Annotated in this window: 17 protein-coding genes, 3 tRNA genes and 1 pseudogene; 8 read left to right on the top strand and 13 right to left on the bottom strand. The window is 69.0% G+C overall.

Annotation, left to right across the window (positions count from 1 at the left end):
• Positions 1-12: 12 nt before the first annotated feature.
• The 9 genes from ACFYZ8_RS03285 to ACFYZ8_RS03245 all read right to left on the bottom strand — a co-directional run bounded on the left by ACFYZ8_RS03285 (position 13) and on the right by ACFYZ8_RS03245 (position 11,673).
• Positions 13-1,281 carry a sensor histidine kinase gene (locus tag ACFYZ8_RS03285; RefSeq protein ID WP_388538642.1) on the bottom strand — a complete coding sequence of 423 codons (1,269 nt, stop codon included), beginning with the start codon at positions 1,279-1,281 and terminating at the stop codon, positions 13-15.
• Positions 1,272-1,925 carry a response regulator transcription factor gene (locus ACFYZ8_RS03280; protein WP_388538644.1) on the bottom strand — a complete coding sequence of 218 codons (654 nt, stop codon included), beginning with the start codon at positions 1,923-1,925 and terminating at the stop codon, positions 1,272-1,274. The genes ACFYZ8_RS03285 and ACFYZ8_RS03280 overlap by 10 nt, the downstream gene beginning before the upstream one ends.
• Before the next feature lie 1,294 nt (positions 1,926-3,219).
• Positions 3,220-4,215 carry an alpha/beta hydrolase gene (locus ACFYZ8_RS03275; protein WP_388538646.1) on the bottom strand — a complete coding sequence of 332 codons (996 nt, stop codon included), beginning with the start codon at positions 4,213-4,215 and terminating at the stop codon, positions 3,220-3,222.
• Between the two features lie 30 nt (positions 4,216-4,245).
• Entirely contained in the window at positions 4,246-4,404 is a 159-nt protein-coding gene (locus tag ACFYZ8_RS03270; RefSeq protein ID WP_388538647.1) for a hypothetical protein, read from the bottom strand.
• Between the two features lie 218 nt (positions 4,405-4,622).
• The gene (locus ACFYZ8_RS03265; protein ID WP_388538648.1) at positions 4,623-6,065 is read right to left on the bottom strand and encodes an alpha/beta hydrolase; all 1,443 of its coding nucleotides are present in this window, start codon (positions 6,063-6,065) and stop codon (positions 4,623-4,625) included.
• A 74-nt stretch (positions 6,066-6,139) separates the two neighbouring features.
• Positions 6,140-7,150: an oligopeptide/dipeptide ABC transporter ATP-binding protein gene (locus ACFYZ8_RS03260; protein ID WP_388538650.1), complete on the bottom strand. Its 1,011-nt coding sequence runs from the start codon at positions 7,148-7,150 to the stop codon at positions 6,140-6,142.
• The gene (locus ACFYZ8_RS03255) at positions 7,147-9,120 is read right to left on the bottom strand and encodes a dipeptide/oligopeptide/nickel ABC transporter permease/ATP-binding protein (RefSeq protein WP_388538651.1); all 1,974 of its coding nucleotides are present in this window, start codon (positions 9,118-9,120) and stop codon (positions 7,147-7,149) included. Before ACFYZ8_RS03255 ends, ACFYZ8_RS03260 begins: the two co-directional genes overlap by 4 nt.
• On the bottom strand, positions 9,117-10,055 hold the full coding sequence (locus ACFYZ8_RS03250; protein WP_388538652.1) for an ABC transporter permease: 939 nt from the start codon (positions 10,053-10,055) through the stop codon (positions 9,117-9,119). Before ACFYZ8_RS03250 ends, ACFYZ8_RS03255 begins: the two co-directional genes overlap by 4 nt.
• Positions 10,056-10,083: 28 nt before the next feature.
• Positions 10,084-11,673, bottom strand: a complete 1,590-nt coding sequence (locus ACFYZ8_RS03245; protein WP_388538654.1) for an ABC transporter substrate-binding protein — start codon at positions 11,671-11,673, stop codon at positions 10,084-10,086.
• Between the two features lie 293 nt (positions 11,674-11,966).
• Here ACFYZ8_RS03245 and ACFYZ8_RS03240 point away from each other — a divergent pair, with 293 nt between their 5' ends.
• From ACFYZ8_RS03240 to ACFYZ8_RS03225, 4 genes are all read left to right on the top strand, one after another.
• Positions 11,967-12,995, top strand: coding sequence for a LacI family DNA-binding transcriptional regulator (locus tag ACFYZ8_RS03240; protein ID WP_388538656.1), 1,029 nt, complete (start codon positions 11,967-11,969; stop codon positions 12,993-12,995).
• A 100-nt stretch (positions 12,996-13,095) separates the two neighbouring features.
• Complete coding sequence (locus tag ACFYZ8_RS03235) at positions 13,096-14,043, top strand: family 43 glycosylhydrolase (RefSeq protein WP_388538658.1); 948 nt, start codon at positions 13,096-13,098, stop codon at positions 14,041-14,043.
• An 80-nt stretch (positions 14,044-14,123) separates the two neighbouring features.
• Entirely contained in the window at positions 14,124-15,278 is a 1,155-nt protein-coding gene (locus ACFYZ8_RS03230; RefSeq protein ID WP_388538659.1) for a serine hydrolase domain-containing protein, read from the top strand.
• A 367-nt stretch (positions 15,279-15,645) separates the two neighbouring features.
• On the top strand, positions 15,646-17,265 hold the full coding sequence (locus ACFYZ8_RS03225) for a CocE/NonD family hydrolase (RefSeq protein WP_388538660.1): 1,620 nt from the start codon (positions 15,646-15,648) through the stop codon (positions 17,263-17,265).
• Between the two features lie 701 nt (positions 17,266-17,966).
• Here the strand turns inward: ACFYZ8_RS03225 and ACFYZ8_RS03220 are convergent.
• The 4 genes and pseudogenes from ACFYZ8_RS03220 to ACFYZ8_RS03205 form a co-directional block, all read right to left on the bottom strand.
• Positions 17,967-18,107, bottom strand: a pseudogene (locus tag ACFYZ8_RS03220) (2Fe-2S iron-sulfur cluster-binding protein); the annotation flags it as partial.
• A 257-nt stretch (positions 18,108-18,364) separates the two neighbouring features.
• Positions 18,365-18,441 (bottom strand) — tRNA-Ile (locus tag ACFYZ8_RS03215).
• A gap of 168 nt (positions 18,442-18,609) precedes the next feature.
• Positions 18,610-18,682 (bottom strand) — tRNA-Asn (locus tag ACFYZ8_RS03210).
• A gap of 6 nt (positions 18,683-18,688) precedes the next feature.
• A tRNA-Asn gene (locus tag ACFYZ8_RS03205) sits at positions 18,689-18,761 on the bottom strand.
• 156 nt (positions 18,762-18,917) lie between these two features.
• Between ACFYZ8_RS03205 and ACFYZ8_RS03200 the strand changes: the two genes are divergently transcribed.
• From ACFYZ8_RS03200 to ACFYZ8_RS03185, 4 genes are all read left to right on the top strand, one after another.
• Positions 18,918-19,223 carry a YtxH domain-containing protein gene (locus tag ACFYZ8_RS03200; protein WP_359038302.1) on the top strand — a complete coding sequence of 102 codons (306 nt, stop codon included), beginning with the start codon at positions 18,918-18,920 and terminating at the stop codon, positions 19,221-19,223.
• A gap of 105 nt (positions 19,224-19,328) precedes the next feature.
• Entirely contained in the window at positions 19,329-20,765 is a 1,437-nt protein-coding gene (locus ACFYZ8_RS03195; protein ID WP_388538661.1) for an FGGY family carbohydrate kinase, read from the top strand.
• A 164-nt stretch (positions 20,766-20,929) separates the two neighbouring features.
• The gene (locus ACFYZ8_RS03190) at positions 20,930-22,663 is read left to right on the top strand and encodes an ABC transporter ATP-binding protein (RefSeq protein ID WP_388538663.1); all 1,734 of its coding nucleotides are present in this window, start codon (positions 20,930-20,932) and stop codon (positions 22,661-22,663) included.
• Positions 22,663-24,591 (top strand): ABC transporter ATP-binding protein, encoded by a 1,929-nt coding sequence (locus ACFYZ8_RS03185; RefSeq protein WP_359038307.1) that lies wholly within the window; start codon positions 22,663-22,665, stop codon positions 24,589-24,591. The genes ACFYZ8_RS03190 and ACFYZ8_RS03185 overlap by 1 nt, the downstream gene beginning before the upstream one ends.
• Positions 24,592-24,609: the final 18 nt, after the last annotated feature.

Raw genomic sequence — 24,609 nt, 5'->3', positions numbered from 1 at the left:
CAAGCAACCTGACTACGTGACCGCGCCGGCGGCCGGGAGCGTCACCTCGACGTGACCGCGGCCGTCCGCGATCGCGCGGACCTCCACACCGGCCGAGGCGGCGATGCGCCGGACCACCGGCAGCCCCAGCCCGAATCCGTCGCCGCCGGTCACCCCCGCCTCGAAGACCCGCTCGACCTCCGCGGGATCGAATCCGGGGCCGTCGTCCAGGACATCGACCACGACAGCCGCCCCCTGGGTGCGTGCGGTGATCCACACCCGCGTCCTGGCATGCCGCAGGCCGTTCTCCAGCAAGGGTGACAGCAGCGACACGGCGACATCGGGCGCCACGGCCACCTCGATCTTCTCCGCAACGGCGACCTCGACCGCGCGACCGCCGATCGCCTGCCGCGCGGCGGAGCGCAGATCGCACCGGGTGCCCTCGTCCGTGCGGGCGCGCGCGGCGCGCAGAATCGTCGTGATCGCCGCGTCGAGACGCTCGACCTCATTCATTACCGCCTCCGGCGGCACCGGCTCGCCGGACAGCTGAGCCAGCTGCGCCTCGCCCCGCAGGACCGTGAGCGGAGTCCGCAGCTCGTGGGCGATCTCGTCGGTGAGCCGGCGCTCGTCCGCCAACGCGTTGTCCACGCGCTCCAGGAGGCGGTCCAGGGTCTGTCCCAGTTCCCCGAACTCGTCCCGGGGGACGCCGAGATTGAAGCGGCGCCCGGGCTCGTGGTGGCCCCAGTCGTCGGCGAGGGCGGCCATTTCGTGCACGACCCGCAGCGCGCGCCGCACCACCAGATGCGCGACACCGCCGGCCAGGACGATCGTGAGGCCACCCAGGATCAACGACAAGGTCAGACTGCGCTGCTCGGACGTCTCATACGGCGTGAGGTCCACCCGGACGACCACCATCACGTGGTGGCCGTCGACCGGGACCGTCCGCGCGTACAGGAGGGAGTCGCCGACGGTCGCGGTCTGCGAACGCCCCGCGTCCACCAGACCCCCGACCCGCCCGACCACGCTCGCCGGCACGTTCCCGTCGATCAGGCGTCCGTCGGCATACACCCAGGCGACCTCGTCCAGCGCCTCACTGCCGTTCTCCGCAAGCACGACACGGCCGCCCGTGACGGTGACGTTCGCCGCGACCGCCTCGGCGCGCGTACGGGCCAGATCGTGTGCGTCGGCGTCCGTCACCCTGCTCAGAAGCACATGCGAGACGACAACCAGGATGGCGACCACGGCGGTGGCGATCAGGACGGTGAGCGCGACGACGCTTCTGCGGAATCCCGTCACTGCCATCGGTAGCCCACGCCGCGGACGGTCGCCAGACGCTCGGCCACGCCCAGCGGACCGAGCTTGGTCCGCAGTCGGCGCACATAGGAGTCGAGGGTGTTGTCGCTGACGTGTGCCCCGTGCGGCCAGCCGGCGGCGACGAGGGCGTGGCGGCGCACCGCGTCGCCCTGCGAGGCGATCAGGCGACCCAGCAGGCGGAACTCGGTCGGGGTCAGGCTCATGCTCGCCGAATCGTAGGTCACCATGTGCTTCGCCGGATCGAGGACGACCTCGTGTGATGCGGGCACCACGGTGGCCCGGCGCAGCAGGGCCCGGACGCGGACCAGCAGTTCCGGGATGTCGAAGGGTTTGGTCATGTAGTCGTCGGCGCCCGCCTCGAAGCCGCCGACCTTGTGATGCAGACCGTCCAGGGCGGTGAGCATCAACACCGGCACGTCGACGCCGCGAGCCCTCAGGGCCAGGCAGACATCGCGGCCGTCGGCGTCCGGCAGCCCAAGATCCAGGACGACCAGCTGGGGCACCGGCGCGAGCTGCCGTAGCAGGCTGTCTGCCGTGTTGGCGACGGAAACCGTGTGACCGTCGTGCTCCAGGGCACGCCTGAGGATGCCGCGAACCGCCGCGTCGTCTTCGCACACCAGGATGAAAGCCACGTGCTGACCCTAGGCATTCCCCTTTCAATACTCCATCTGCCCCGGCCAAGTCCTTGACGCCCGCTCCTGCCGGGAGAGCGCGGTGGCACGTCCGTGCGCATGGCATGTAGTCCTTCGCTGCGGCATCAGCAACGGCACCTGCGACCGTGGCGGTTGCGTGCAGCGCCCTCCGCCTCATGGGGCGATCTTGCAGGACCCGCACGAAAACCCATACAGGCCGAGTCGCATCCCTGTAGGACGGATGGTCTGGCTCGACCTCGCCGCCCCGCGGTCTCGCGCCACGAGTAGGTCCGATGACGTCCCAGACCAGGGTTATGGCGGCATACGAAAGGTCGACCGCCCTCCAGGGCAGTTTTCTGTTGGGGCCGTTTCCTTGGCTCCTTAGGACCCTAGCGGCGCGCACTCCTCGCAACGCTAAGAACCCCAGACGATCGCCACGTGATCGCCCTGCGCAACATGCGCACGATTCATCGAACAACGCCTCCGAGGCATTCCCCCACACCTCTGGCCTCAGGATGGCCTCAACACATGATCTTGCCACAACAGCGCCAAGCAGGACACGTCTCAGCGGGAGCACATCGACACGCATCCATGCAGGTCAGAAGGCCACCAGTCGAATCAGACACACCCAGGCGCCAAAGTCGCGAGCAGCGGATTTAGTCCGTTCAGGCAAAGTTGATGATCCGGCAGGACAAATTGAACGTTTCCGCAGGTCAGAAGCCTGCGCAGGTGGGGCGGGTGGGACTCGAACCCACGGCCGACGGATTATGAGTCCTTTGAGGATCTTGGCGGCCCTTGTCGATCCATGCTCATCTTGGGCGTTTTCCCAGGTCAGACGAGGTTTGGCACCTCGGTCCTTCCCGGCCCCTGTCAGTCTTTTCCGATCCTTGCGTCCAACCTGCGTCCAGAACGCGTCCTGGATGGGCACGCGCACCCGGTTCACGGACTCTCTCCCCAGCCGAGGAGAGGATCTCGAAACCGTGCGCAGCGGATTTCCTTTCCACTGCTCAGCGACTCAAGGGCAGGTGGATTACCCCCAAGTACACGGGGCCGACATCCCGGGCCTGGAGTACGTCCAGGCCCCGTGCAGGCTGGGCTTGCCCCCGTCCCCCGCGCCGTAGAACAAGCATCTCGCACGGAACGGGGTGAACGCCCATTGAGTCTTATGCGAGCAGGACGCGTTTCCTGAGCAGCGCGAAGCCCGCGCGGCCGAACATCTGCCGCTTGAGCATCTCGATCCGGTTGACTGCTCCTTCGGCCGGGCCGGAGTTCCGGCCGGTAGTCAGCCCGGCCGTCACCGCGTCGAAGTCGCTGTGCCGGCTTCGGAGTGCAGGGGAAGGCGGAGGTTACCTCCGTGCGCCGCACGGAGGACCTCGAGTGCTTCCTCGCGCCACGCTCGTGCGGCGGGCAGGATCTTCGTGAACGCGGGCGAGGGGTGGATGTGGCCGTGGTGGAGGGAGAACTGGGCGGGCACTGCCGCTTCGTTGAGCTTGTCGGCGTATGCCTGGCCGTCGTCGCGGAGCAGGTCGAACTCCGCGGACATGATGTACGCCGGTGGCAGGTCGGCGAGGCTGTCGGCGAGCAGGGGTGACGCGTAGGGGTGAGTGGGGTCGCCGTCTTTGCCGAGGTAGAGAGGGATGAGCCGGTCCACGTCCTGTCGGTGCAGCGCGTACTTCGTGCCGAGATCCGGGTCGGAGTGTGAGGGGAGGCTCAGGGTGAGGTCGAGTGCGGGCACTTCGAGGAGTTGCAGTGCGATGGCGGGGCCGTGTTCGTCGCGCAGCTTCAGGGTGAGCGCGGCGGCGAGGTTGGCGCCGGCGGATCCTCCGCCGAGAGTGATCGTGTTCGTGTCGATACCGAGTTGCTCGGCATGCTGGATCGCCCATTCCAACGCGGCCTGGCAGTCCTGGAGCGGGACGGGGAACTGATACTCGGGTGCCTTGCGGTAGTTCACGGTGATCACGACGCACTGCGCGCCCACGGCGCGTTCGCGCCCGATGATCTCGGTGCTGAGGCTGAGGCCCGATCCGGCGACCCATCCGCCGCCATGCACGTACATGTGCAGTGGGAGTGCTCCGTCCGAGACGGGGCGGAAGATCGCCAGTTCGATGGTGCCGCCTTCGACGGGGATGGTCTCGACGCGGTGTTCAGCGACGTCGGGACCGGGCTCGGCGATCTGACTGACGAATGCTTCTCCGTTCTCTTCTTCCTGGGCGCGCCAGGAGGGGAAGTCGATGTCCTCGGGCAATGAGGGAAAGGGCAGGAACGGCACGAGTGCGGGGTCGATGGGCATGGAGATTCCTGTTCGGGTGCGGGAGGGAGGTCAGAGGCAGGCCAGCAGTGCGGCTGAGAGGATCTCGGCGCGCATGTCGTCCTCGCCTGCCTGGGCGGTCTGAAAGCTGAAGCCGAGCCGGAGGTCGGGGCGGGCAGAGGCGAGCTGGCCGCCGGCGCCGTCGTGTCCGAATCTGCTGGCCCCTGTCATGCCGCGCCGACCGCATCCTGGGGCAGCGGACGTCAGACCGGCCACTACACGAAGCGGCTCCCGGTTTGTGTTGCCTGCCGGGCGCCACAGGCGCGCACGCCACCAGGCTCGGCGACGGTCTTCCCCCGGGCCGTCACCGAGCCTACGCGCAGGTCCCTTCTCAACGCCGCCTGTGCGGTTCGCCTGGAGGATCGCGTTGAAGTCGTCGGGTATGACGATCAGCCGACGAACCGGACCGCGCTGGTGTGCATGTTGGTGGTGCTACCGATCGAGTACTGCTGGTCTCGGTCAGCAGGGCCGAGATCGACGACGACGGTGAGACGTCCGTCGGCATCCGGTACGACGCTGCTGGGCACGCCGTTTGTCATGACCGTGACGGCGTTGGCACCGTGGAACAAGGGCGGCGTCGTGACGCGGGTCGTTCCACTGCCCGTGACGGTGAACCCGCCGGCACTTACGTTGTGCAGGTCCAAGAACTCCGACGCGCGGTTCGGGTCAGCCGTGACCGACCAGCCGAACACGCCGAACTTCGGCTCGATGGACCGGTAGTCGAAGGTTGCCGGCTCCGAGGTGCCCTGGGAGAACCTGTCCGCGAACCGACCGAGGCTTTCGGTGATCTCCTGCTTGAACATGGCGGGCGTGTGACATCCCCAGTCGTACGCCGTGAACGTGTGCGGGATGCCGAGCGCGAGGAGCCGGTTGTGCAGGCTGTGCGTCTCCGGGCTGACGATGCCGGACTCCACAACGCAGCCGGTCGAACTGGTGGGATCGCTCACCTCAGCGGCTCCCGGAAGTCCGTTTCCGGTGTAGAGCTGCACGTCGACACTGCCCAGGTTCCCCGCCAGGTCGGTCGGGTTGTGCCCGCGCCAGCGGACCTCGTTGGTCACGCGGGGCCCGTAGATCGAGTCCGGAGGGGCGAGGTCCAGGGCCGGGCTGAGCGAGAGGACGGCGGCTCCAGGAACCCAGTTGCTGTCGGCCGCTCCGGACAGGCTCGAGGTCGCGGCGAACAGATCCGGGTGCCTGGATGCGAGCATCAGGGCGCCGTAGCCCCCCATCGAGGCGCCGAGGACCACGCGGTGGGCGCGATCGGGAACGGCGCGGAAGTTCGCTTCGATCAGTGGGATGAGCTGCCTGGTCACGAAGGTCTCGTACATCGGCGGACCACCCGCGCCGTTGTTGTACCAGTCGCTCCAGTACCCGGAGTTGCCGCCAGGGACAGTGTCGCCGGTGTCGACGACTCCCTGGAGCGGGCTCGCGCTCGGTGTGACGACGATCGACGGGTAGGAGGAGGTGAGGCTCTCGCCGTCCGCTGTGGTGCGGAACATCGTTTGGTCGCCGTTGGTCCCGACCAGGAAGTACGTCACCGGCCACCGGCGGGTCGGGTCGGCTGCGTAGCCGGTCGGCAGCGTGACCTCGACCTTGGCCGGTGTGGTGAACGACGGCGTCGCGACGGTCAGCGACACGGTGCGCTGGGTGACCCACTGCTCTCCGGTGATCGTCGCGCCGGCGACCGGTGCGGTCCCCGGCATCGGCGGCAGGTCCCCGCTCGCGGCCGATGCGGATCCCGGCGTGAGGCCGGTGAGCGTGGCCGCGGTGACGCTCAAGGCAAGCAGCGCGATACGGATTCCGCCGGTGCGGGCGGACGGGCGAAGCAGGCTCATACAGGTCCCTCGGACTGAGTCGGTTCGGAAACGGGCGGGGGTGGTGTCACAGGCGTCTTGGGCCCGGCAGGGGGTCACCGCGAGATGTCGGTGGTGATCTCGCTCTGCCACTCGGGGTAGCGATGGCAGGCGACTGTCCGGCCGTCGGCCGTCGTCCGGGCCTCCGGCCGGGTCTGTCGGCAGCGTTCCTGAGCGACCGGGCATCGGAGGGCGAACGGACATCCGCTTCCCGGCTGCGGGTCGCCGTTCGCGAGTCCACCGGCCGCGGCGATCGCGCGGCGCTTGCGTTGGACGGCGGGGTCGGCGACCGGGGCGGCCAGCAGGAGTGCGCGGGTGTACGGGTGTGCGGGGTTCTGCGTGACCAGGCGGGTCGGTCCGGCCTCCATCACCTGCCCTCGGTACAGGACGGTGACGTCGTGGCAGATGTGCCGTACGACGGACATGTCGTGCGAGATGAACAGGTAGCCGACCCCGTGCTCGTCCTGGAGGTCCGCCAGGAGGTTGAGGATCTGGGCCTTGACCGAGAGGTCGAGCGCGCTGACCGATTCGTCGCAGATCACCAGCTGGGGCTCGGTCATCAGGGCACGGGCGATGGAGATGCGCTGGCGTTGCCCGCCCGAGAAGTCGCGCGGGTACTTCGCGGCGGCGGCCGGGTCCAGTCCCACGTCCTCGAGCATTTTCGTGGTCCGGCGCGCGATGGTCTCCCGGGACCGGATGCCCTGGGCCAACATGGGCTCCGCCAGGCTGCGGCCCACGGTGCAGGAGGGGTTGAGGGAGCTGTTCGGGTCCTGGAAGACGGCTTGCAGCGAGCTGCCGAGCTTCCTTCTCTCCGCGGGCCTCAGGTGAGTCGTGTCCTGGCCTAGGAGACGCACGCTGCCGGACTGGGTGGGCGCGAGGCCCAGCACCGCCTTGGCGAGGGTGGACTTGCCCGATCCGGACTCTCCGACGAGCCCCATGGTCGTACCGCGCGGGATGGTCAGGCTGACGTCGTCGAGCGCCTGGAACAGCGGTTCCCGGCGTCGGCGTCTGAATCCCACACTGATGTTGCGGACGTCCAGAACGGGAGACTGCTGCTCCTTGGTCATAGCGGTAGTGCTCCTTCACGGACGAGATCCTCGGTGCGGATGCAGCGGGCGGCCGCGTCAGGGCCGATCGGCAAGAGGGGGATGGGCCCGCCGGTGCACTCCTCGCGTGCGTGGACGCACCGGCCGGCGAACCGGCATCCTTTGGGCCAGGCCCCGGGGGGCGGCACCCGGCCGGGCAGCGTCGGCAGGCGTGCCCCCTCCTGCGCGGTGCTGGGATCGGCGGCCAGCAGCGCCGCGGTGTAGGGGAAGCGGGGCGCGTGGAACAACCGCTGGGCGGGGGCCTGTTCGACCACCTCCCCCGCGTACATGACGACGGCCCGGTCGGCGATGTCCGCGACGACGCCCCAGTCATGGGTGATCAGCAGGATCGCCATGCCGGTGCTCTGCTGCAGCTCGCGCAGCAGACCGAGGATCTCCGCCTGCACGGTGACGTCCAGCGCGGTCGTGGGTTCGTCGGCGATCACGAGTTTCGGCCGACCGGCGAGCGCGAGGGCGATGTTGACGCGCTGGGCCATGCCCCCGGAGATCTCGTGCGGGTACGAGGCGAGCACCCGGTCGACGTTGTGCAGCTTGACCTGGTGGAGCAGTTCGGCGGCTCGTGCGCGCGTCGCGGGTCCGGAGAGCCGTTCGTGGCGGCGGATGACCTCCTTCAGGTGGCTGCCGACCGTGTGCGTGGGGTCGAGGCTGCCGAGTGCGTCCTGGGCGACGTAGGCGATGCCGGAGCCGCGGACGGCCTTGTATGCCTTGGGGCCACCGGCCACGAGGTCCGTACCGCGATAGACGACCTCGCCGCCGGTGACGTCGACACCGTCCGGCAGCAGCCCCAGCAGCGCGAGGGCGGTCATGCTCTTGCCACAGCCGGATTCCCCGACGACGGCGACCGTCTCCCCGGCGCCGATGCTGAACGTCACTTCGCTGACCAGGGTGGTGTCCTGGCCGGACGTGCTCGCTGTCACGGTGAGTCCCCGCACGTGGAGAAGGCCGTCATCCGGACTGGCCGGCGGTGTCACCACCGCCCGCTGTGCCGTGTTCGTCCTGCGGCCGTGTCCCGCCCGGCGCCCGCGCGGTGCGGCTGTCCTGCGTTCGAACGCCGTCTGCTCGCTGATGGCATCGCCGAGCACACCGAACGCCAGCACGGTGACGGCGATCGTCACACCGGGGGGAACGAGCAGCCAGCCGTCGGAGGTGACGACGGTGGAGGCCTGGCTGATCATCTCCCCCCAGCTGGGCCGGTCGCCCGCGGACATGACGCCGAGGAAGGCGAGCGCGGCCTGGAAACCGAGGCTGACGCCCGCGAACACCGACGCCTGGGCCAGGATCGGGCCGAGTACCCGGCGCAGCACATGGCCGCTCATGATCCGCCAAGGCCGTACTCCGGAGACCCGGGCGGCGGTGACGAACAGTTCCTCGCGGACCACGAGCGTGGCGCCCCGCACCAGCCGGACGAGTCCCGGTGAGCCGAGCAGGCCCAGGGTGATCATGGCCGCGGTGGGGCTGGAGGAGAAGACGCCGAGCACGACCAGGACGATGATGATCGCGGGGACGCCGAGGACCAGTTCGGCCGTCCGGCTGATCGCGGTGTCGAGCCAGCCGCCTCGGTAGCCGGCGATGATGCCCAGGGGCACACCCAGCAGCAGGAACACCGCCAGCGCGGTGAGCGTGTTCACGAGCGCGGGGTTGATTCCGTACAGCAGGCGGCTGAGTACGTCGCGGCCCACCGTGTCGGTGCCCAGCCAGTGCGCACCCGACGGGCCGCTGAGCACGGTGCTCAGGTCCTGGTCATCGGGTGAGTAGGGGGCGATGGCGGGGGCGAGCAGCCCGGCCAGTACCAGCAGGGCCAGGTAGGCCGTCGCCACGGCGCCCAGTGGGTGCCGGCCCAGGGCGCGGCGCAGTCCTGGGGGTTCGGGGGCCGACTTCACCGGCTGCGAGGGGACCTGTGAGACCTCTCTGTTCATGGCATTCGTCGTCATGACGTGCGCACCCTCGGGTTGACGACGTGATAAGCCACATCGACCAGGAGGTTCACCGCGATGACGATCATCGTGAAGTACACGACGACTCCTTCGATCAGTGGCAGGTCGTGGGAGGCGGTCGCCTGGACGGCGGTGCTTCCCAGCCCGGGGATGGCGAAGATGAACTCCACGGCCACGGCCCCGCCGAGTGCGCCGACGAACACCGTGCCGATCACCGTGAGGACCGGGACCGCGGCGTTCTTCAGGGCGTGCCGGTAGACCACGGACCGTTCCGGCACCCCGGCCGCCCGCAGGGTGCGGACGAAGGACTGGTCGAGCGCGGTCGCCACGGCGTCGCGGCTCTGCTTGGCGATCACGGCGGTGGCCGGGACCGCCAGGGTGACGACCGGCAGGACCAGGGAGTCGAACCACGCCGCCGGGTCCTCGGGCAGGGGGACATAGCCCGTGGGCGGGAAGAGGGGCAGCTGCACCGCGAAGAGGACGACCAGCACGAGCCCTAGCCAGAAGTCGGGAATGGCGAGGCCGATGACGGATCCCGACTTGACCGCCTGGCCCAGTACGCCTCGCTGCGCGCCGCGGACTCCGAGCAGGATCCCGACGACGGCGGCGAGGAGGGTGGCGCCGATGATCAGCGACAGCGACGGCCAGAGCCGGTCGTCGAGTTGGGCGGTCACCGGCTGCCGGTTGATCAGCGAGGTGCCGAAGTCGCCGTGCAGCGCCTTGGACAGCCACCGCCAGTACTGGACCCACAGGGGTCGGTCCAGGCCCAGTTCGTGGCGTGCGGTGTCCAGCTGCGCCTCGGTGGCGTTCTGCCCCAGCAGGGAGCGGGCGGCGTCACCCGGCAGGAGCGCCACGAGGACGAAGGAGACCGCCGAGGCGACGAGTGCCAGCGGGACGGCCCAGGCCAGTCGGCGCAGGACGAGCCTTACCATCGGTCACCTCTGCTCACGTGCGGGCTCATCAGTTCTCCGGGCGCAGTTCGGTGAGCCAGGGAACCCCGGCGTTGGCGGTCGTGGCCTGCAGACCGGTCAAGCCCTTGGCGAGGTAGTAGCTCAGCGGTGCGCCGACGACGGGAAGTGTCCATGCCTGCTTCATGAGGTAGGCGTTGATCTGCTTCTGCAGCGCGGCACTGTCCTTCTCGTCCGCCGCGAAGTACTGCTTGTACAGCGCGTCGAGGTGCGGGTCGGACGTGTGGAAGGGGTTGAACGGCCCCTGCGGATTGACGACACCGACGTGCAACGTGGCCATGTTGGCCAGGCCATAGGCGATCACGGGGGCCGGATACTTACCCGAGGTCATCGCGACGAAGTAGTCGCTCGCGGTCGGCTTCGTGGTGATCTCGAGCTTGACGCCGACCTTCGAGAGCTGGCCGGACACCGCCTGCGTCATCTTGTCGAGCCCGACGACAGTGGTGTCGAGCACGGGGAGCGTGAACCCGTCCGGATATCCGGCCTCGGCGAGGAGGCTCTTGGCCCGTGCCGGGTCGTAGGGATAGGTGGTGTCGAGAGAGGCCTCGTATCCGGCCTGTCCGGGGAGGGCGTACTGGCTGAGTGCCAGCTTCTCGTTGCCGTACAGCGCCTTGGCGATGGCCTTGCGGTCGACGGCGTAGTTCAGTGCCTGCCGGACCCGTACGTCGCTCAGCGGCTTGCTGATCTTGCCCTGCCGGTCCGCGAGGTTGAGCCCGGTCAACGCCTGCGGCGGGGCCAGTACGGTGAGTCCGGCGCCCGAGGCCGCCTGGAGTGTGGTGGCGTCACCCAGCGCCGCCTGGACCTGACCGGCCCGCATCGCCTGGATCATCGACGACGAGTTGGGGATGACCCGGATCGTCACCTGCTTCCAGTGCTGCCGGTCCTTGTTCCAGTAGTTCGGATTGGGGACGAAGGTGTAGTGGTCCGAGGCGACCGTCCGGGTCGCGTCCAGCATGTACGGACCAGCGCCGGCGGTGCCGTTGTCCAGCGACGCGGGCTTGCCCACCGCCTTCGGGCTGACGACGTTCCCCGCGCCGAACGCCTGAGCGAACGCGAAGGTCAGGTTGGGGTCGGACGCGCGCAGCTTGAGCCCTACGGTCAGGGGCCCGGTGGCCTTGATGGACTCCACGTTGCCCAACAGGCCGGCCATACTGCCGGTCTTCTGGGATCTCTCGTAGTCCAGGTACGTCTTCACCGCCTGGGCATCGAGCGCCGTTCCATCGCTGAACTTGACGCCCTTGCGCAGGGTCAGTTCGTAGGCGCGGTTGCCCTTTCCGACGTAGCCCCACTTGACCGCGAGGCCGGGGCCGAACGTGCCGTCGGGCTGCATGACCATCAGCGGGTCGTAGGCCCACTGGTAGAAGGAGCCGTAGGCGGGGTCACCGACCGCCGGGTTCAGGCTCGGCGGCGACAGCGGAGCGCCGAAGGTGAGGGCGTCGCCCACGCTCCCCGCACTCCCCTTCGAGGACGCGCCCCCCGAGCAGGCGGTGAGGGCCAGGGCGGTGGCGGCGACCACGGCGACCGCCGCGCTGCTGCGCGGTCGGGGTGCCTGGAATCTGCGGTGAGACAGGCGAGGGGACACGTTCATCTCCGGCGGCTCTGAGGAGTTTATCGATTTAGCAAGTGACGGTCCGGCATCTGAGGTGTGCCGGTGTTGTTCGACCGGCGTCAAGATCTTCGGGGGAGGCCCGCCTGATGGTGCGGGAGGCCCGTTCGCGGCTCGACGAACTTCAGGTATCCCGCGGTGGCGAGATCTCGGTGTACCTTGCTCAAAGGTTTTAGCAGGATGCGCCCGACCGGGCGCCTCGTCAAGCCCCCGTTCTATGCTTCCCGAGCCCAGGCGCCGGACGACGCGAGCCACACATGGAGGAGCCCATGCCCCAGCGGCGGGTGACACTGGCCGATGTGGCCCGGCGTGCGGGACTGTCCACGACCGCGGCCTCGCTGGTGTTGAACAAGCGGCCGGGGACCCGGCTGTCCGAGGACGCGCAGGAACGCGTCCTGGCCGCCGCCGAGGAACTCGGCTACCGCCCGAACGCCGCGGCACGCAGTCTCCGTACCCGCAAGAGCTCCACCGTCGCCTTCGTGTCGGACACGGTCGCCACCACGCGTTTCGCCGGAGACATGATCCGCGGCGCTCTCGACGCGGCACGGGAACAGGGCCATGTGCTGCTCATCGCCGAGACCCAGGGCAACGCCGATCTCGAACGGGAGGCGATCGAGGCGATGCTGGACCGCCAGGTCGACGGCATCGTCTACGCCGCCATGTACAGCCGTAGGCTCGCGGTGCCGCAGGAGATCCTGGGCCGGCCCACGGTCCTGCTCAACGCCACCTCGGACGACCCGGTGCCCTCCGTACTGCCGGCCGACGAGCAGGCGGGGCACACCGTGGCCACCGCACTCCTCGACCACGGGCACCGACGGATCGCCGTGATCGGGCGCACCAAGGAAAAGGAGCGCGACCCGTGGAAGTCCCTCGCCGTCGGCCCACGGCTGCGGGGCATACGGCGGGCCCTCGCCGACCGCCGCCTCAGGCTCATCGGCGCCGAGTCCACCACCGAATGGGAACCCTCGGACGGGTATGAGGCCATGACCTCGCTGCTGGGGCGGGCCAATCCGCCCTCGGGGGTCATCTGCATGAACGACCGGCTGGCTCTCGGTGCCTACCAGGCCGTGGCCGAGGCGGGGTTGAGCATCCCGGACGACCTCTCGGTCGTCTCCTTCGACGACGATCCCATCGCCACCTGGCTCCGCCCCGGGCTCACCACCGCCGCCCTGCCCCACGAAGACATGGGGCGACTCGCCGTCCGGCTGCTGCTCGACGAGGATCCCGGTCCGGGAGTGCGCTGGGTGCCGATGCCCCTGCAGGAGCGCGGTTCCATCGGCGCCCCCTCCTCGCGCTGACCGACCTCACCGGGTCGGAACAGCGCGACGAAATGGCCCTTGCGTGGGAGCCGTACAGCAGCGCATGATGCTAAATCGATTGAGCAAAGGAGACCACAGCATGCTGCGTCTGGCCGACCACTGGGTCTGGGACAGCTGGTACGCGCGGGACGACGAAGGCCGGCACCACGCCTTCTTCCTCCGCGCCTCCCGCGCCCTGCACGATGCCGAACGCCGTCACCGAAAGGCGTCGATCGGGCACGCCGTCTCCACCGACCTGCGCACCTGGGAACTCGGCGCCGATGCCCTCGTGGCCGCCGACGCGCCGGCCTGGGACGACCTCGCCACCTGGACCGGCAGCGTGGTCCGCGGCCCGGACCGGCGGTGGTACCTCTTCTACACCGGCCTCACCCAGGCCCCCGACCGCCATGTGCAGCGCATAGGCCTGGCCGTCTCGGACGACCTGACCGTCTGGCGACGGCACGGCGACAAACCGCTCGTGGAGCCCGACCCGACCTGGTACGAGGACTGCGACGCCACCGCTTGGCCGGGCGAGGCGTGGCGCGATCCCTTCGTCTTCGCCGACCCGTCAGGCGACGGCTGGCACATGCTCATCACCGCCTACGCCAAGCAGCGCCCCGCCCACGGCGGTGGAGTGATCGGGCATGCCTGGTCACCGGACCTACTCACCTGGCAGGTGCGGTCACCCCTGACGAAACCGGCCGGATTCGGTCACCTGGAAGTCCCGCAGGTGGCAGTCGTGGACGGCCAACCGCTCCTGCTGTTCTGCAGCAACTACGCCGAACAACCCTTGGCCCATCAGATCTGGGTGGTGCCCGGCCCTTCCCTCATCGGCCCGTGGGACATGACACGGGCGCGGCCAGTGCTCGTGGACAACCTTTACGCACCACGCCTGGTACAGGACGCAACCGGGGACTGGAACCTCATGGGCTTCGTCGAAGAGCGCGACGGGCTGTTCGCGGGTGAGCTGTCCGACCCGATCCCTGTTCGCTACACACCCGACGGAGGCCTGGGCGTCGTCGGACGAGTGGTCAGTCCCGAATCCTGAGCATCTTGCTAAATCCATTCACCACTGTGCATCCTGCCTGCGGGGTGGGGTGCTGACCTAGAACCCTTGAGAGGGACAACATGCACGCTGAGCACGACGGTCTTGTCGCTCCGGGTTACGGCAAGGTCGCCGACGCGTTCACCGCGGCGCTGACCCGCAGCTCACGCGGCGGCGCGGCGCTGACGGTCATGGTCGACGGCGAGAAGGTGGTCGATCTGTGGGGCGGAGCGGCTGACGCCGACAACGGCCGCGCCTGGGGCCCGGACACCCCCACCGTGACGTTTTCCTGCAGCAAGGGGCTCCTCGCCGTCCTCGTCGCCCGGCTCGTGGAAGCCGGAAAAATCGACCTCGACCTGCCGGCCAGCACCTACTGGCCCGAATTCGGCCAGGCCGGCAAGGAGACCATCCCCGTACGGTGGCTGCTCTCACATCAGGCCGGCCTGTCCTATCCGACCGAGGACATCACCAAGGACGACGTCCTCGCGTGGCATCCCGTCGTGGACAAGCTCGCCGCCCAGGCGCCACTGTGGGAGCCCGGTACCGGTCACGGCTACCACGCCCTCACCTACGGTTGGCTGGTCGGCGAGGTGGTCCGCCGCGTCACCGGCCAGAGCGTGGGTGAGGCGTTCACAGAACTCGTCACCGGACCGCTCGGCGCCCGTGCGTGGTTCGGCGTGCCGCGCCAGGAACTGGCATCGGTGGCGGTTCTCGCGATGGCCCCCGACATCGACGTCGACGCATTGCCGCTTTCACCGGACCTCGCCCCTGTGAAAAGGGCCTTCACCCTCGGTGGCGCCTTCCCCGGCACTCTCGCCGGGAAAGGCACAGGCCTGAACGACCCGGCCATCCAGGCCGCCGAAGTCCCCGCTGGCGGGGCAGTCGCGACCGCACGGGCACTCGCCGAGATCTGGTCCTCGACGATCCTGCCCACGAGCGCGACCCAACCTCTCCCCAAGGACGTGCTGACGGACATGGTGCGCATCCAGTCCTCCGGGCCACAGATCCTGGGCCCCCAGGGCATCCCTCAGCCCAGCTGGGGAACGGGCTTCATGCTCGACAGCCCCGACCGCCCCTTCCTGACCTCATCGTCCTTCGGTCATGACGGCACCGGCGGCCAGGTCGCCTTCGCCGACCCGACCCATGACATCGGTTTCGGCTTCGTCACCAATGACGTGCAGGGAGCAGGGGACACCCGAGCCCTGGACATCCTCGACGCGCTCCGCAATACCCTCTGAACCCGCTTCGCCCCGATGAGGATCGATGGCCTGCGGACAGAGACCGGAAAGCCGGGATCCGTTGCAGACGGCCGATGACCGACGCGCAGTCGATTCGAAGCGGACTCCCTCATCACTTTCCAGCAGTCGGGGCCTACTGCCTGACCGTTGTCCGGGCCGCTCCGGCGGTCATCAGGCACAGCGCACCCACGTGCTCTCGGCACGCTGTGCGCCCGCCCGTGAACCACACCCGTGAATCTCGTGCCGACGAGTCACGTTTCCGAACCCGTCCACCAAAAGAACCGGAAATCAGGCAATGACCACCGCGTTTCCGCCTCACACCGCTTCAGCACCGCCGAGCCTGGCCGCTCGCGTAACCGACCGGGTCATGGCTCGCCTGCTCGCGTTGCCAGGCGCGCGATACGACTACCGGGTCGAGCGGAACCTTCCGACACCCGCGCGCGATGGCGCGGTCCTGGTGACGGACCACTACGCCCCCGTCACCGACCAGCCGAGAGGCACCGTCCTCATGCGCACACCGTATGGGCGCGGCTTTCCCGGTGACGTGGAGGCGAGGGTCTACGCGGGCCACGGGTATCACGTCGTGCTCCAGAGCTGCCGCGGCACGTTCGGCTCCACGGGAGACTTCTACCCGATGGCGAACGAGGCCGACGACGCCCAGGACGCGGTGGCCTGGCTGCGGACCCAGCCGTGGTTCGACGGGCGGCTCGCGACCGCCGGGGCGTCCTACGTGGGCTGGACCCAGTGGGCGCTGCTGCTGGACCCGCCCCCTGAACTGCGCACCTGCCTGATCGCCGTCGCCCCGCACAACATGCACGAAGCGGTTTACGGAGCCGGAGCCTTCCAACTGGGCGACTTCCTGCACTGGGCAGCGATGATGATCAACCAGGAGCGATTCACCCGGCTTCGGGCTGTGGCCCGGGCGCTGACGATGAAGCGACGGCTGGCCCCGGTCTTCGACGCCCTCCCGCTGGCCGACGCGGCCGACGCGGCGACCGAGCACCGCGCGCAGTGGCTCCGGGAATGGCTGACGACTCCTGAGTCCAACGATCCGGTATGGGATCGGCTCAAGCTCGACGAAGCCCTTCAGAGGGCGAACGTTCCGGTCCGGCTCACCGCAGGCTGGCAGGACCTCTTCCTCGACCAGACCCTGCACCAGTACCAGGCGCTGCGTGCCCGTGGGGTCGCCGTTTCGCTCACCGTCGGCCCCTGGACCCACGACGAACTGGGCCAGAAAGGCATGGGGCGCCTGCTTCGCGGCAACCTCGCATGGCTGGAGACGCACCTCGCCGACGAAGCGCCAGGACACCTGACACCCGAGCCTCGCGTCGAGGTGTATGTCACCGGCCAGGGCGCATGGCGACAACTGGTCGATTGGCCACCGGCGACGGGCGAGATCGTGCGCTGCCTACGGCCCGGCGGCAAGCTCCTGGCCGACGAACCGAACGCTGGCGGCGCGCCGTCCACGTACGTCTACGACCCGGCCAACCCCACGCCGACCGTCGGTGGCCCGCTGCTCACCCTCGACGGCGGAAGCAAGGACAACGCGAAACTGGAGAGCCGCTCCGATGTACTCACCTTCACCACCGACCCACTGACCGCGCCGCTCGAGATCATGGGAACACCGGTCGTCGAACTGGCGCACACCAGGAGCAACCCGCACGCGGACGTCTTCGTACGACTCTGCGACGTCGACCTCGACGGCGTGTCCCGCAACTTCGCCGAAGGCTTCCTCCGGCTGGAACCCAACTCGCCCCTCGACCAGGTACAGACCGTGCGCGTGCGGCTGAATTCCTGCGCACACGAGGTCAAGGCCGGACACCAGCTACGTCTGCTGATCGCCGGCGGCTCCCACCCGCGGTACGCACGCAACGAAGGAACCGGTGAACTGCCCGGCACCGGAACCGAGTTGCGGCCGTGCACGCACACCATCCACCACGACGCCGAGCAGGTCTCTCGCGTACTCCTGCCGACGCCTTCCGGGTGACGCGAACAGTCATGTGGCGGCCGGCCAGGCGTCACCCTCTCGGGACAAGACTCGGGGCGGGGCGGGGACGCGTCTGGCGCTACCCATGCCAGACAGGGCGACGTATCACCCCGGACGTGCGCGGGGCGTAGGCGGCGTGGCACACCCGGCGACGCCCCGGCCGATCGACCGCCTCGCCCCACAGCAGCGACCACATGGGCGGCAGTAGTGCCGGAGACTCCGGTGGCATGAGCTCCCACTCCCAAGCGAACACGATCAAAGCCTAGGAGTCGGCCGCGCGCAGGCTGGGCTTGCCCCGGTCCCCGCACCAAAGAACAAGCACCTCGTACGGAACGGGTGAACGTCCCTGGCCGTCTCCGCGCACCCCCAGTGTCCCTGCGTGCCGTTTCCTGTACGGGCCGTTTTCGCCGCCCCGTGGTTAGCGGCCACGCCGTGATCCAAGGGGCCTTCCAGCACCTTGACCATCGTCCGCCACTCGACCACCCCTCTCCCTGCGTCCTGCCGGCGTTCCGAGTCAAGTGCCCAGCCGGGACGGCGCGTGACGTCGAGGTCGAGGTCGAGGTCGAGGTCGACGAGATCTTCGTCGTTCGGCCTCGTACGCCTTGACACAACGGTCCATCACGGCACCCTCCCCGGATGCACGAACGGTCGGCTCTCGTCGATCACGAGGTCGGCCACAGGGACCGAGCAGGGCCTACCCGTCACTCGGTTCCACCAGCGGGGTCGACGAGGTACGCGACAGGGCCCCGCACCGACGCCGCCGCGCATGTCCCGCAGACCCCGGCACGGCAACTCGCCGGGAGTGTCAGCCCCTGCGCGTCGGCCCGGTCGAGAAGCGTTCCCGACTCCGGCGCCGCCCGAGGGGTGACGTCGACCGTCCTCGGTGCTTAGAACGCGCCGTTTCCAGAGGACGGGCAACGGCCCCTTCACCCGTGATACATCAACCCATAAGCCATATACCCGACTTGGCCGGAATCGGCGTCCAGACCTTTGTCCAGACGATCATGAAATCATGATCACGACAGGGTCGCCAGGACCCTCACACCCTCGCCGCAACCGGCAAAACTGCTGGTCAGAAGGTTTCTTCCCGCGTAGCGAGTGGTGGGGCGGGTGGGACTCGAACCCACGGCCGACGGATTATGAGTCCGCTGCTCTAACCGGCTGAGCTACCGCCCCATAGCGGCGTGTCGCGTACATGCGTGCGCGCCGTCTGCCGCAGCATAGCCGCTCATACGATCTCCTGCTTCGCAGGGGCGACTTCGCATGCCCTTGAGGACTCCGCTGTGACCTGCACGGTTGCGGCGGACATGAAAAAGGACCCCATCGGGGTCCTTCTTCCTCCTGCTCTCCCGACTGGACTCGAACCAGTAACCTGCCGGTTAACAGCCGGCTGCTCTGCCAATTGAGCTACGGAAGATCGAAGCTCCCCCGACTGGACTCGAACCAGTAACCTGCCGGTTAACAGCCGGCTGCTCTGCCAATTGAGCTACGGAGGATCGCCTCGTTGCATCGAACGTACCTCCCTGGGTATTCGCCAGGGGGCGGGCGCTCGCTGCGACACATACATTAGCGCAAGCAGGGGGGTGCTCCGCCAATCGGTTCCCCCGACACCGACGTCGCACCGGATACCTACGCAAGGAAGGGTGGCCGCCATGCGCTACAAGCTCACGTTCGTGGTCGGACTGACTCTGGGTTACGTGCTGGGCACCCGTGCCGGGCGCGAGCGCTACGAACAGTTGAAGAAGTCCGCTCGCCAGGTCGCCCAGAACCCCGCCGTCCGCAACACCGCGGAGACCGCCGCCCAGCAGGGCCGCCAGTTCGCCGGCAAGGCGTACCACGTGGTCAGCGACAAGGTCGGCGACCGGGTGCCCGAGTCCGTGACCCAGCGGGTGCGCTCGCTGAAGGACCGCGGCACGAACGGCACCGCGCAGGACGACTGGGGCAGTAGCACCACATGATTCGAGGGTGACGCAACCCACTCGCGGGCGAGGGACCGGTGCGGCCGGTCCCTCGCCCGCGAAGCGCGGGCGCCGCCGCGACGCTACGCCCATAGAATTTGCGCCATGGGGATAGTCGCCGGGTTGGACAGCTCGCCCGAATTCACTCGCATCGTCGTCTGCGACGCGGACACCGGTGCCATGCTCAAACAGGGGTACGCGCCCCACCCGATCGAAGGCCGGCCCTCCGACGTCGACCCCCAGGCCTGGCTTCTCTCCCTCGGTGAAGCCGCCGGCGGCGGTCTCCTCGAGGGCGTGCAGGCCATCGGGGTGTCGTCGCAGCAGAACGCCGTCGTCCCCCTCGACGCCCAGGGCAACACCGTGCGCCCCGCCATGGTCGGCGGCGACAAGCGCGCGCAGGTCGCCGCGGCGGACCTGGTCGACGCGCTGGGCGGGCGCGAGGCGTGGGCTCAGGCGGTGGGGTGCGTTCCGCAGGCCGCGCAGCCCGTCACCAAGCTGCGCTGGCTGAACAAGACCGAGCCCGACGCAGCCCTGCGTACCGCCGTGCTCCTCCAGGCGCACGACTGGCTGGTGTGGCAGCTGCTGGGCCGGCCGGTGCGCAGGACCACCGACCGCGGCGGCGCCTCCGGGACCGGCTACTGGTCCGCCGCCACCGGCGCCTACCGTGCCGATCTGGTCGAGCTGGCCCTCGGCCACCAGGCGATGCTCCCCGAGGTGATCGGCCCGGCGGAAGCGGCCGGTACGACCCCGGAGGGGCTGCTGATCTCCGCCGGGACCGGGGAGACCATGGCCGCCGCCTTCGGGCTGGGGATAGGGCTCGGGGACGCCGTCGTGTCGCTGGGCGCGTCCGGGTCCGTGATGGCCGTGCACCCCGAGGCGCTCGTCGACAACACCGGGATGATCACCTCCCTGGCCGACGCCACCGGCATGCACCTGCCCGTCGTCACCACCCTGAACGCGGTACGGACCCTGCGCGGGGCCGCCGAGATGCTCGGCCTCGGTGATCTGGAGAGCCTGTCGGACCTGGCGGTGAAGTCGACGCCGGGCGCCCACGGCCTCGTACTGCTGCCGTATCTGGAAGGTGAGCGGACGCCGAACCTGCCGCACACCGCGGGGACGCTGACCGGGCTTCGGCGGGAGTCGATGAAGCCGGAGCATCTGGCGCGGGCCGCGTTCGAGGGCATGCTGTGCGGGCTCGCCGACGCGCTGGACGTGCTGCGCGGGCGGGGGGTGGAGGTGCGGCGGGTCTTCCTGCTGGGGGCGGCCGCCGAGCTGTCCGCCGTACAGGCGGCGGCGCCCGCGCTGTTCGGTGCGCAGGTGGTCGTGCCGCAGCCGGCGGACTACGCGGCGATCGGTGCCGCCCGGCAGGCCGCGTGGGCGCTCGGGGTGTCGCAGGGCACGCTCGACCCGCGGACCCCGCCGATGTGGCAGGGGCCGGCCGCGCAGGTGCTGGAGCCGGGCGAGGAACTGGCGGTGGGGCAGGCGGTGCGGCAGCAGTTCGTGTCGGTGCGGGAGCAGACGTATCCGGGGGCGTTCCGCTAGGCCCGGAAGGTAAGACTCCGGTAGGAGCCGGCGGGTGCGAGGACCCGTCAGGACGTACGGAGCACTGCTGTCGGCTTAATCGGTTGAGGTAACACGGGTGGAGTGTCCGACGATAGGGGCCAGGGGCAACCACTCGCCCCGTCGCCGACTCCGAGAGACGTAGCGTGCTCATACGACTTCTGCGGACCTATCTCAGGCCCTACAAGAAACCCATCACCATCCTGGTGCTGCTGCAGTTCCTGCAGACCTGCGCCACCCTCTACCTGCCCACGCTGAACGCGGACATCATCGACAACGGCGTCGTGAACGGCGACACCGGCTACATCCTGAGCTTCGGCGCTCTGATGATCGGCATCTCGCTGGCGCAGGTGGTGTGCAACATCGGGGCCGTGTTCTACGGCGCCCGCACCGCCGCCGCGCTCGGCCGGGACCTGCGGGCGTCGGTCTTCGACCGGGTGCAGTCGTTCTCGGCGCGCGAGGTGGGCCAGTTCGGCGCGCCCACGCTGATCACCCGTACGACCAATGACGTGCAGCAGGTCCAGATGCTGGCCCTGATGACGTTCACCCTGCTGGTGTCGGCGCCCATCATGTGCGTGGGCGGCATCGTGCTGGCCCTCGGCCTGGACGTACCGCTGTCCGCCGTGCTGGTGGCCGTGGTGCCGACGCTGGGCGTCTGCGTGACGTTGATCGTACGGCGGCTGCGGCCGCTGTTCCGGGCCATGCAGGTGCGGCTCGACACGGTGAACCGGGTGCTGCGCGAGCAGATCACCGGCAACCGGGTCATCCGGGCGTTCGTGCGCGACGCATACGAGGAGGAGCGTTTCCGGAAGGCGAACACCGACCTGACGGAGATGTCCCTCAGGACCGGCAACCTGCTCGCGCTGATGTTCCCGGTCGTGATGACGACGGTGAACCTGTCGTCGATCGCCGTGGTGTGGTTCGGCGCCCATCGCATCGACAGCGGCGGGATGCAGATCGGTGATCTGACGGCGTTCCTCGCCTATCTGATGCAGATCGTCATGTCCGTGATGATGGCCACGTTCATGTTCATGATGGTGCCGCGCGCGGAGGTGTGCGCCGAGCGCATCCAGGAGGTCCTCGACACCTCGTCGAGCGTGGTCCCGCCGACGGCGCCCGTCACCCAGCTGCGGCGGCACGGGCATCTGGAGATCCGGGGCGCCGGCTTCCGCTATCCGGGCGCCGAGGAGCCGGTGCTCAAGGCGATCGACCTGGTGGCCCGGCCCGGCGAGGTGACCGCCGTGATCGGCTCGACCGGCAGCGGCAAGTCCACGCTGCTCGGGCTCGTCCCCCGGCTGTTCGACGCGACCGACGGCGAGGTGCTCGTCGACGGCACCGAGGTGTCGACGATCGATCCGAAGCTGCTGGCCAGGACCGTCGGACTGGTGCCGCAGAAGCCGTACCTCTTCGCGGGCACGGTCGCCACGAACCTCCGCTACGGCAATCCCGACGCCACGGACGAGGAGCTGTGGCACGCGCTGGAAGTGGCGCAGGCCAAGGACTTCGTCGAGCGTCTCGAGAACGGACTGGACTCCCCCATCGCGCAGGGCGGCACCAACGTCTCCGGTGGTCAGCGGCAGCGGCTCGCCATCGCGCGCACGCTGGTGCAGCGGCCGGAGATCTACCTCTTCGACGACTCCTTCTCCGCACTCGACTACGCGACCGACGCGGCCCTGCGCGCGGCACTCGCCGAGGAGACCTCGGAGGCCACCGTCGTGATCGTCGCGCAGCGGGTGGCGACCATCCGTGACGCCGACCGGATCGTCGTCCTCGACGAGGGCCGGGTCGTCGGCAGCGGCACCCACCACGAACTGATGGCGGACAACGAGACCTACCGGGAGATCGTGCTCTCCCAGCTCACGGAAGCGGAGGCTGCCTGATGGCCGGGCCCATGGGGCGCATGATGGCGGGCGGCGGTCCCGAGAACCGGTCGATCGACTTCAAGGTGTCCGGCAGGCGGCTGCTCGCCCAGTTCAAGCCGGAGCGGCTCACCCTCTACGCGATGCTGGCCTGTGTCGTGGTGAGCGTGGGTCTCAACGTGGTCGGGCCGAAGATCCTCGGTCAGGCCACCGACCTGGTCTTCGCGGGCATCATCGGACGGCAGATGCCGGCCGGCGCGAGCAAGGAGGAGGTTCTCGCGGGGATGCGGGAGCGCGGCGAGGGTCAGGTCGCCGACATGCTCCGAAGCACCGACTTCACGCCCGGCGAGGGCATCGACTTCACCGCCGTGGGACATGTCCTGCTGTTCGCGGTCGGGGTGTTCCTGATCGCCGGGCTGCTGATGGCGGTGGCGACCCGGCTGGTGAACCGGACCGTCAACCGGACGATGTTCCGGATGCGCGAGGACGTGCAGACGAAGATGTCGCGGCTGCCGCTGTCGTACTTCGACAAGCGCCAGCGCGGCGAGGTGCTGTCCCGCGCGACGAACGACATCGACAACATCGGGCAGACCCTCCAGCAGTCGATGGGCCAGCTCATCAACTCGCTGCTCACGATCATCGGCGTGCTCGCGATGATGTTCTGGGTGTCCTGGCTGCTGGCCCTGGTCGCGCTGGTCACCGTGCCGCTGTCGTTCGTCGTGGCCACGCGCGTGGGCAAGCGCTCGCAGCCGCACTTCGTGCAGCAGTGGCGTACCACCGGCAAGCTCAACGCCCACATCGAGGAGATGTACACCGGGCACACCCTGGTGAAGGTGTTCGGCCGTCAGGACGAGTCGGCCGCGCAGTTCGCCGAGCAGAACGAGGCCCTGTACGAGGCCGGGTTCAAGGCACAGTTCAACAGCGGGGTCATGCAGCCGCTGATGATGTTCGTCTCGAACATCAACTACGTGCTGGTGGCGGTCGTCGGCGGCCTGCGGGTCGCGACCGGCTCGCTCTCCATCGGTGACGTGCAGGCCTTCATCCAGTACTCCCGGCAGTTCTCGATGCCGCTGACGCAGGTGGCGTCGATGGCGAACCTCGTGCAGTCGGGTGTGGCCTCGGCCGAGCGGATCTTCGAACTCCTGGACGCGGAGGAGCAGGAGGCGGACCCGGAGGTCTCCGAGAAGCCCGCGGAACTGCGCGGACGGGTCGCCCTGGAGCACGTCTCCTTCCGCTACGACCCCGAGAAGCCGCTCATCGACGACCTCTCGCTGAAGGTCGAGCCCGGGCACACGGTCGCGATCGTCGGCCCGACGGGCGCCGGCAAGACCACCCTGGTCAACCTGCTCATGCGGTTCTACGACGTCTCGGGCGGCCGGATCACCCTGGACGGCGTGGACATCGCCACGATGTCCCGGGACGACCTGCGCGCCGGGATCGGCATGGTCCTCCAGGACACCTGGCTGTTCGGCGGCACGATCGCGGAGAACATCGCGTACGGGGCGTCCAGGGAGGTCACCCGGGGCGAGATCGAGGAGGCGGCCCGGGCGGCCCACGCGGACCGGTTCATCCGGACCCTGCCCGAGGGCTACGACACCGTGATCGACGACGAGGGCAGCGGGGTGAGCGCGGGTGAGAAGCAGCTCATCACGATCGCCCGGGCGTTCCTGTCGGACCCGGTGATCCTGGTGCTGGACGAGGCGACCTCCTCGGTGGACACCCGTACCGAGGTGCTGATCCAGAAGGCGATGGCCAAACTGGCCCATGGCCGTACGTCGTTCGTGATCGCGCACCGCCTGTCGACCATCCGGGACGCGGACACGATCCTGGTGATGGAGAACGGCTCGATCGTCGAACAGGGCACCCACACCGACCTGTTGGAGGCCAACGGGGCGTACGCGCGGCTGTACAAGGCACAGTTCGCGCAGGCGGTGGCGGAAGTGGATTAGCGGGAAGGGGTCGTTGGG

Source organism: Streptomyces sp. NPDC001668, assembly GCF_042893155.1.
Classification (GTDB): domain Bacteria; phylum Actinomycetota; class Actinomycetes; order Streptomycetales; family Streptomycetaceae; genus Streptomyces.
Note: the sequence above shows the minus strand (reverse complement) of the source record. Positions and strands in the feature narration are given on the sequence as shown.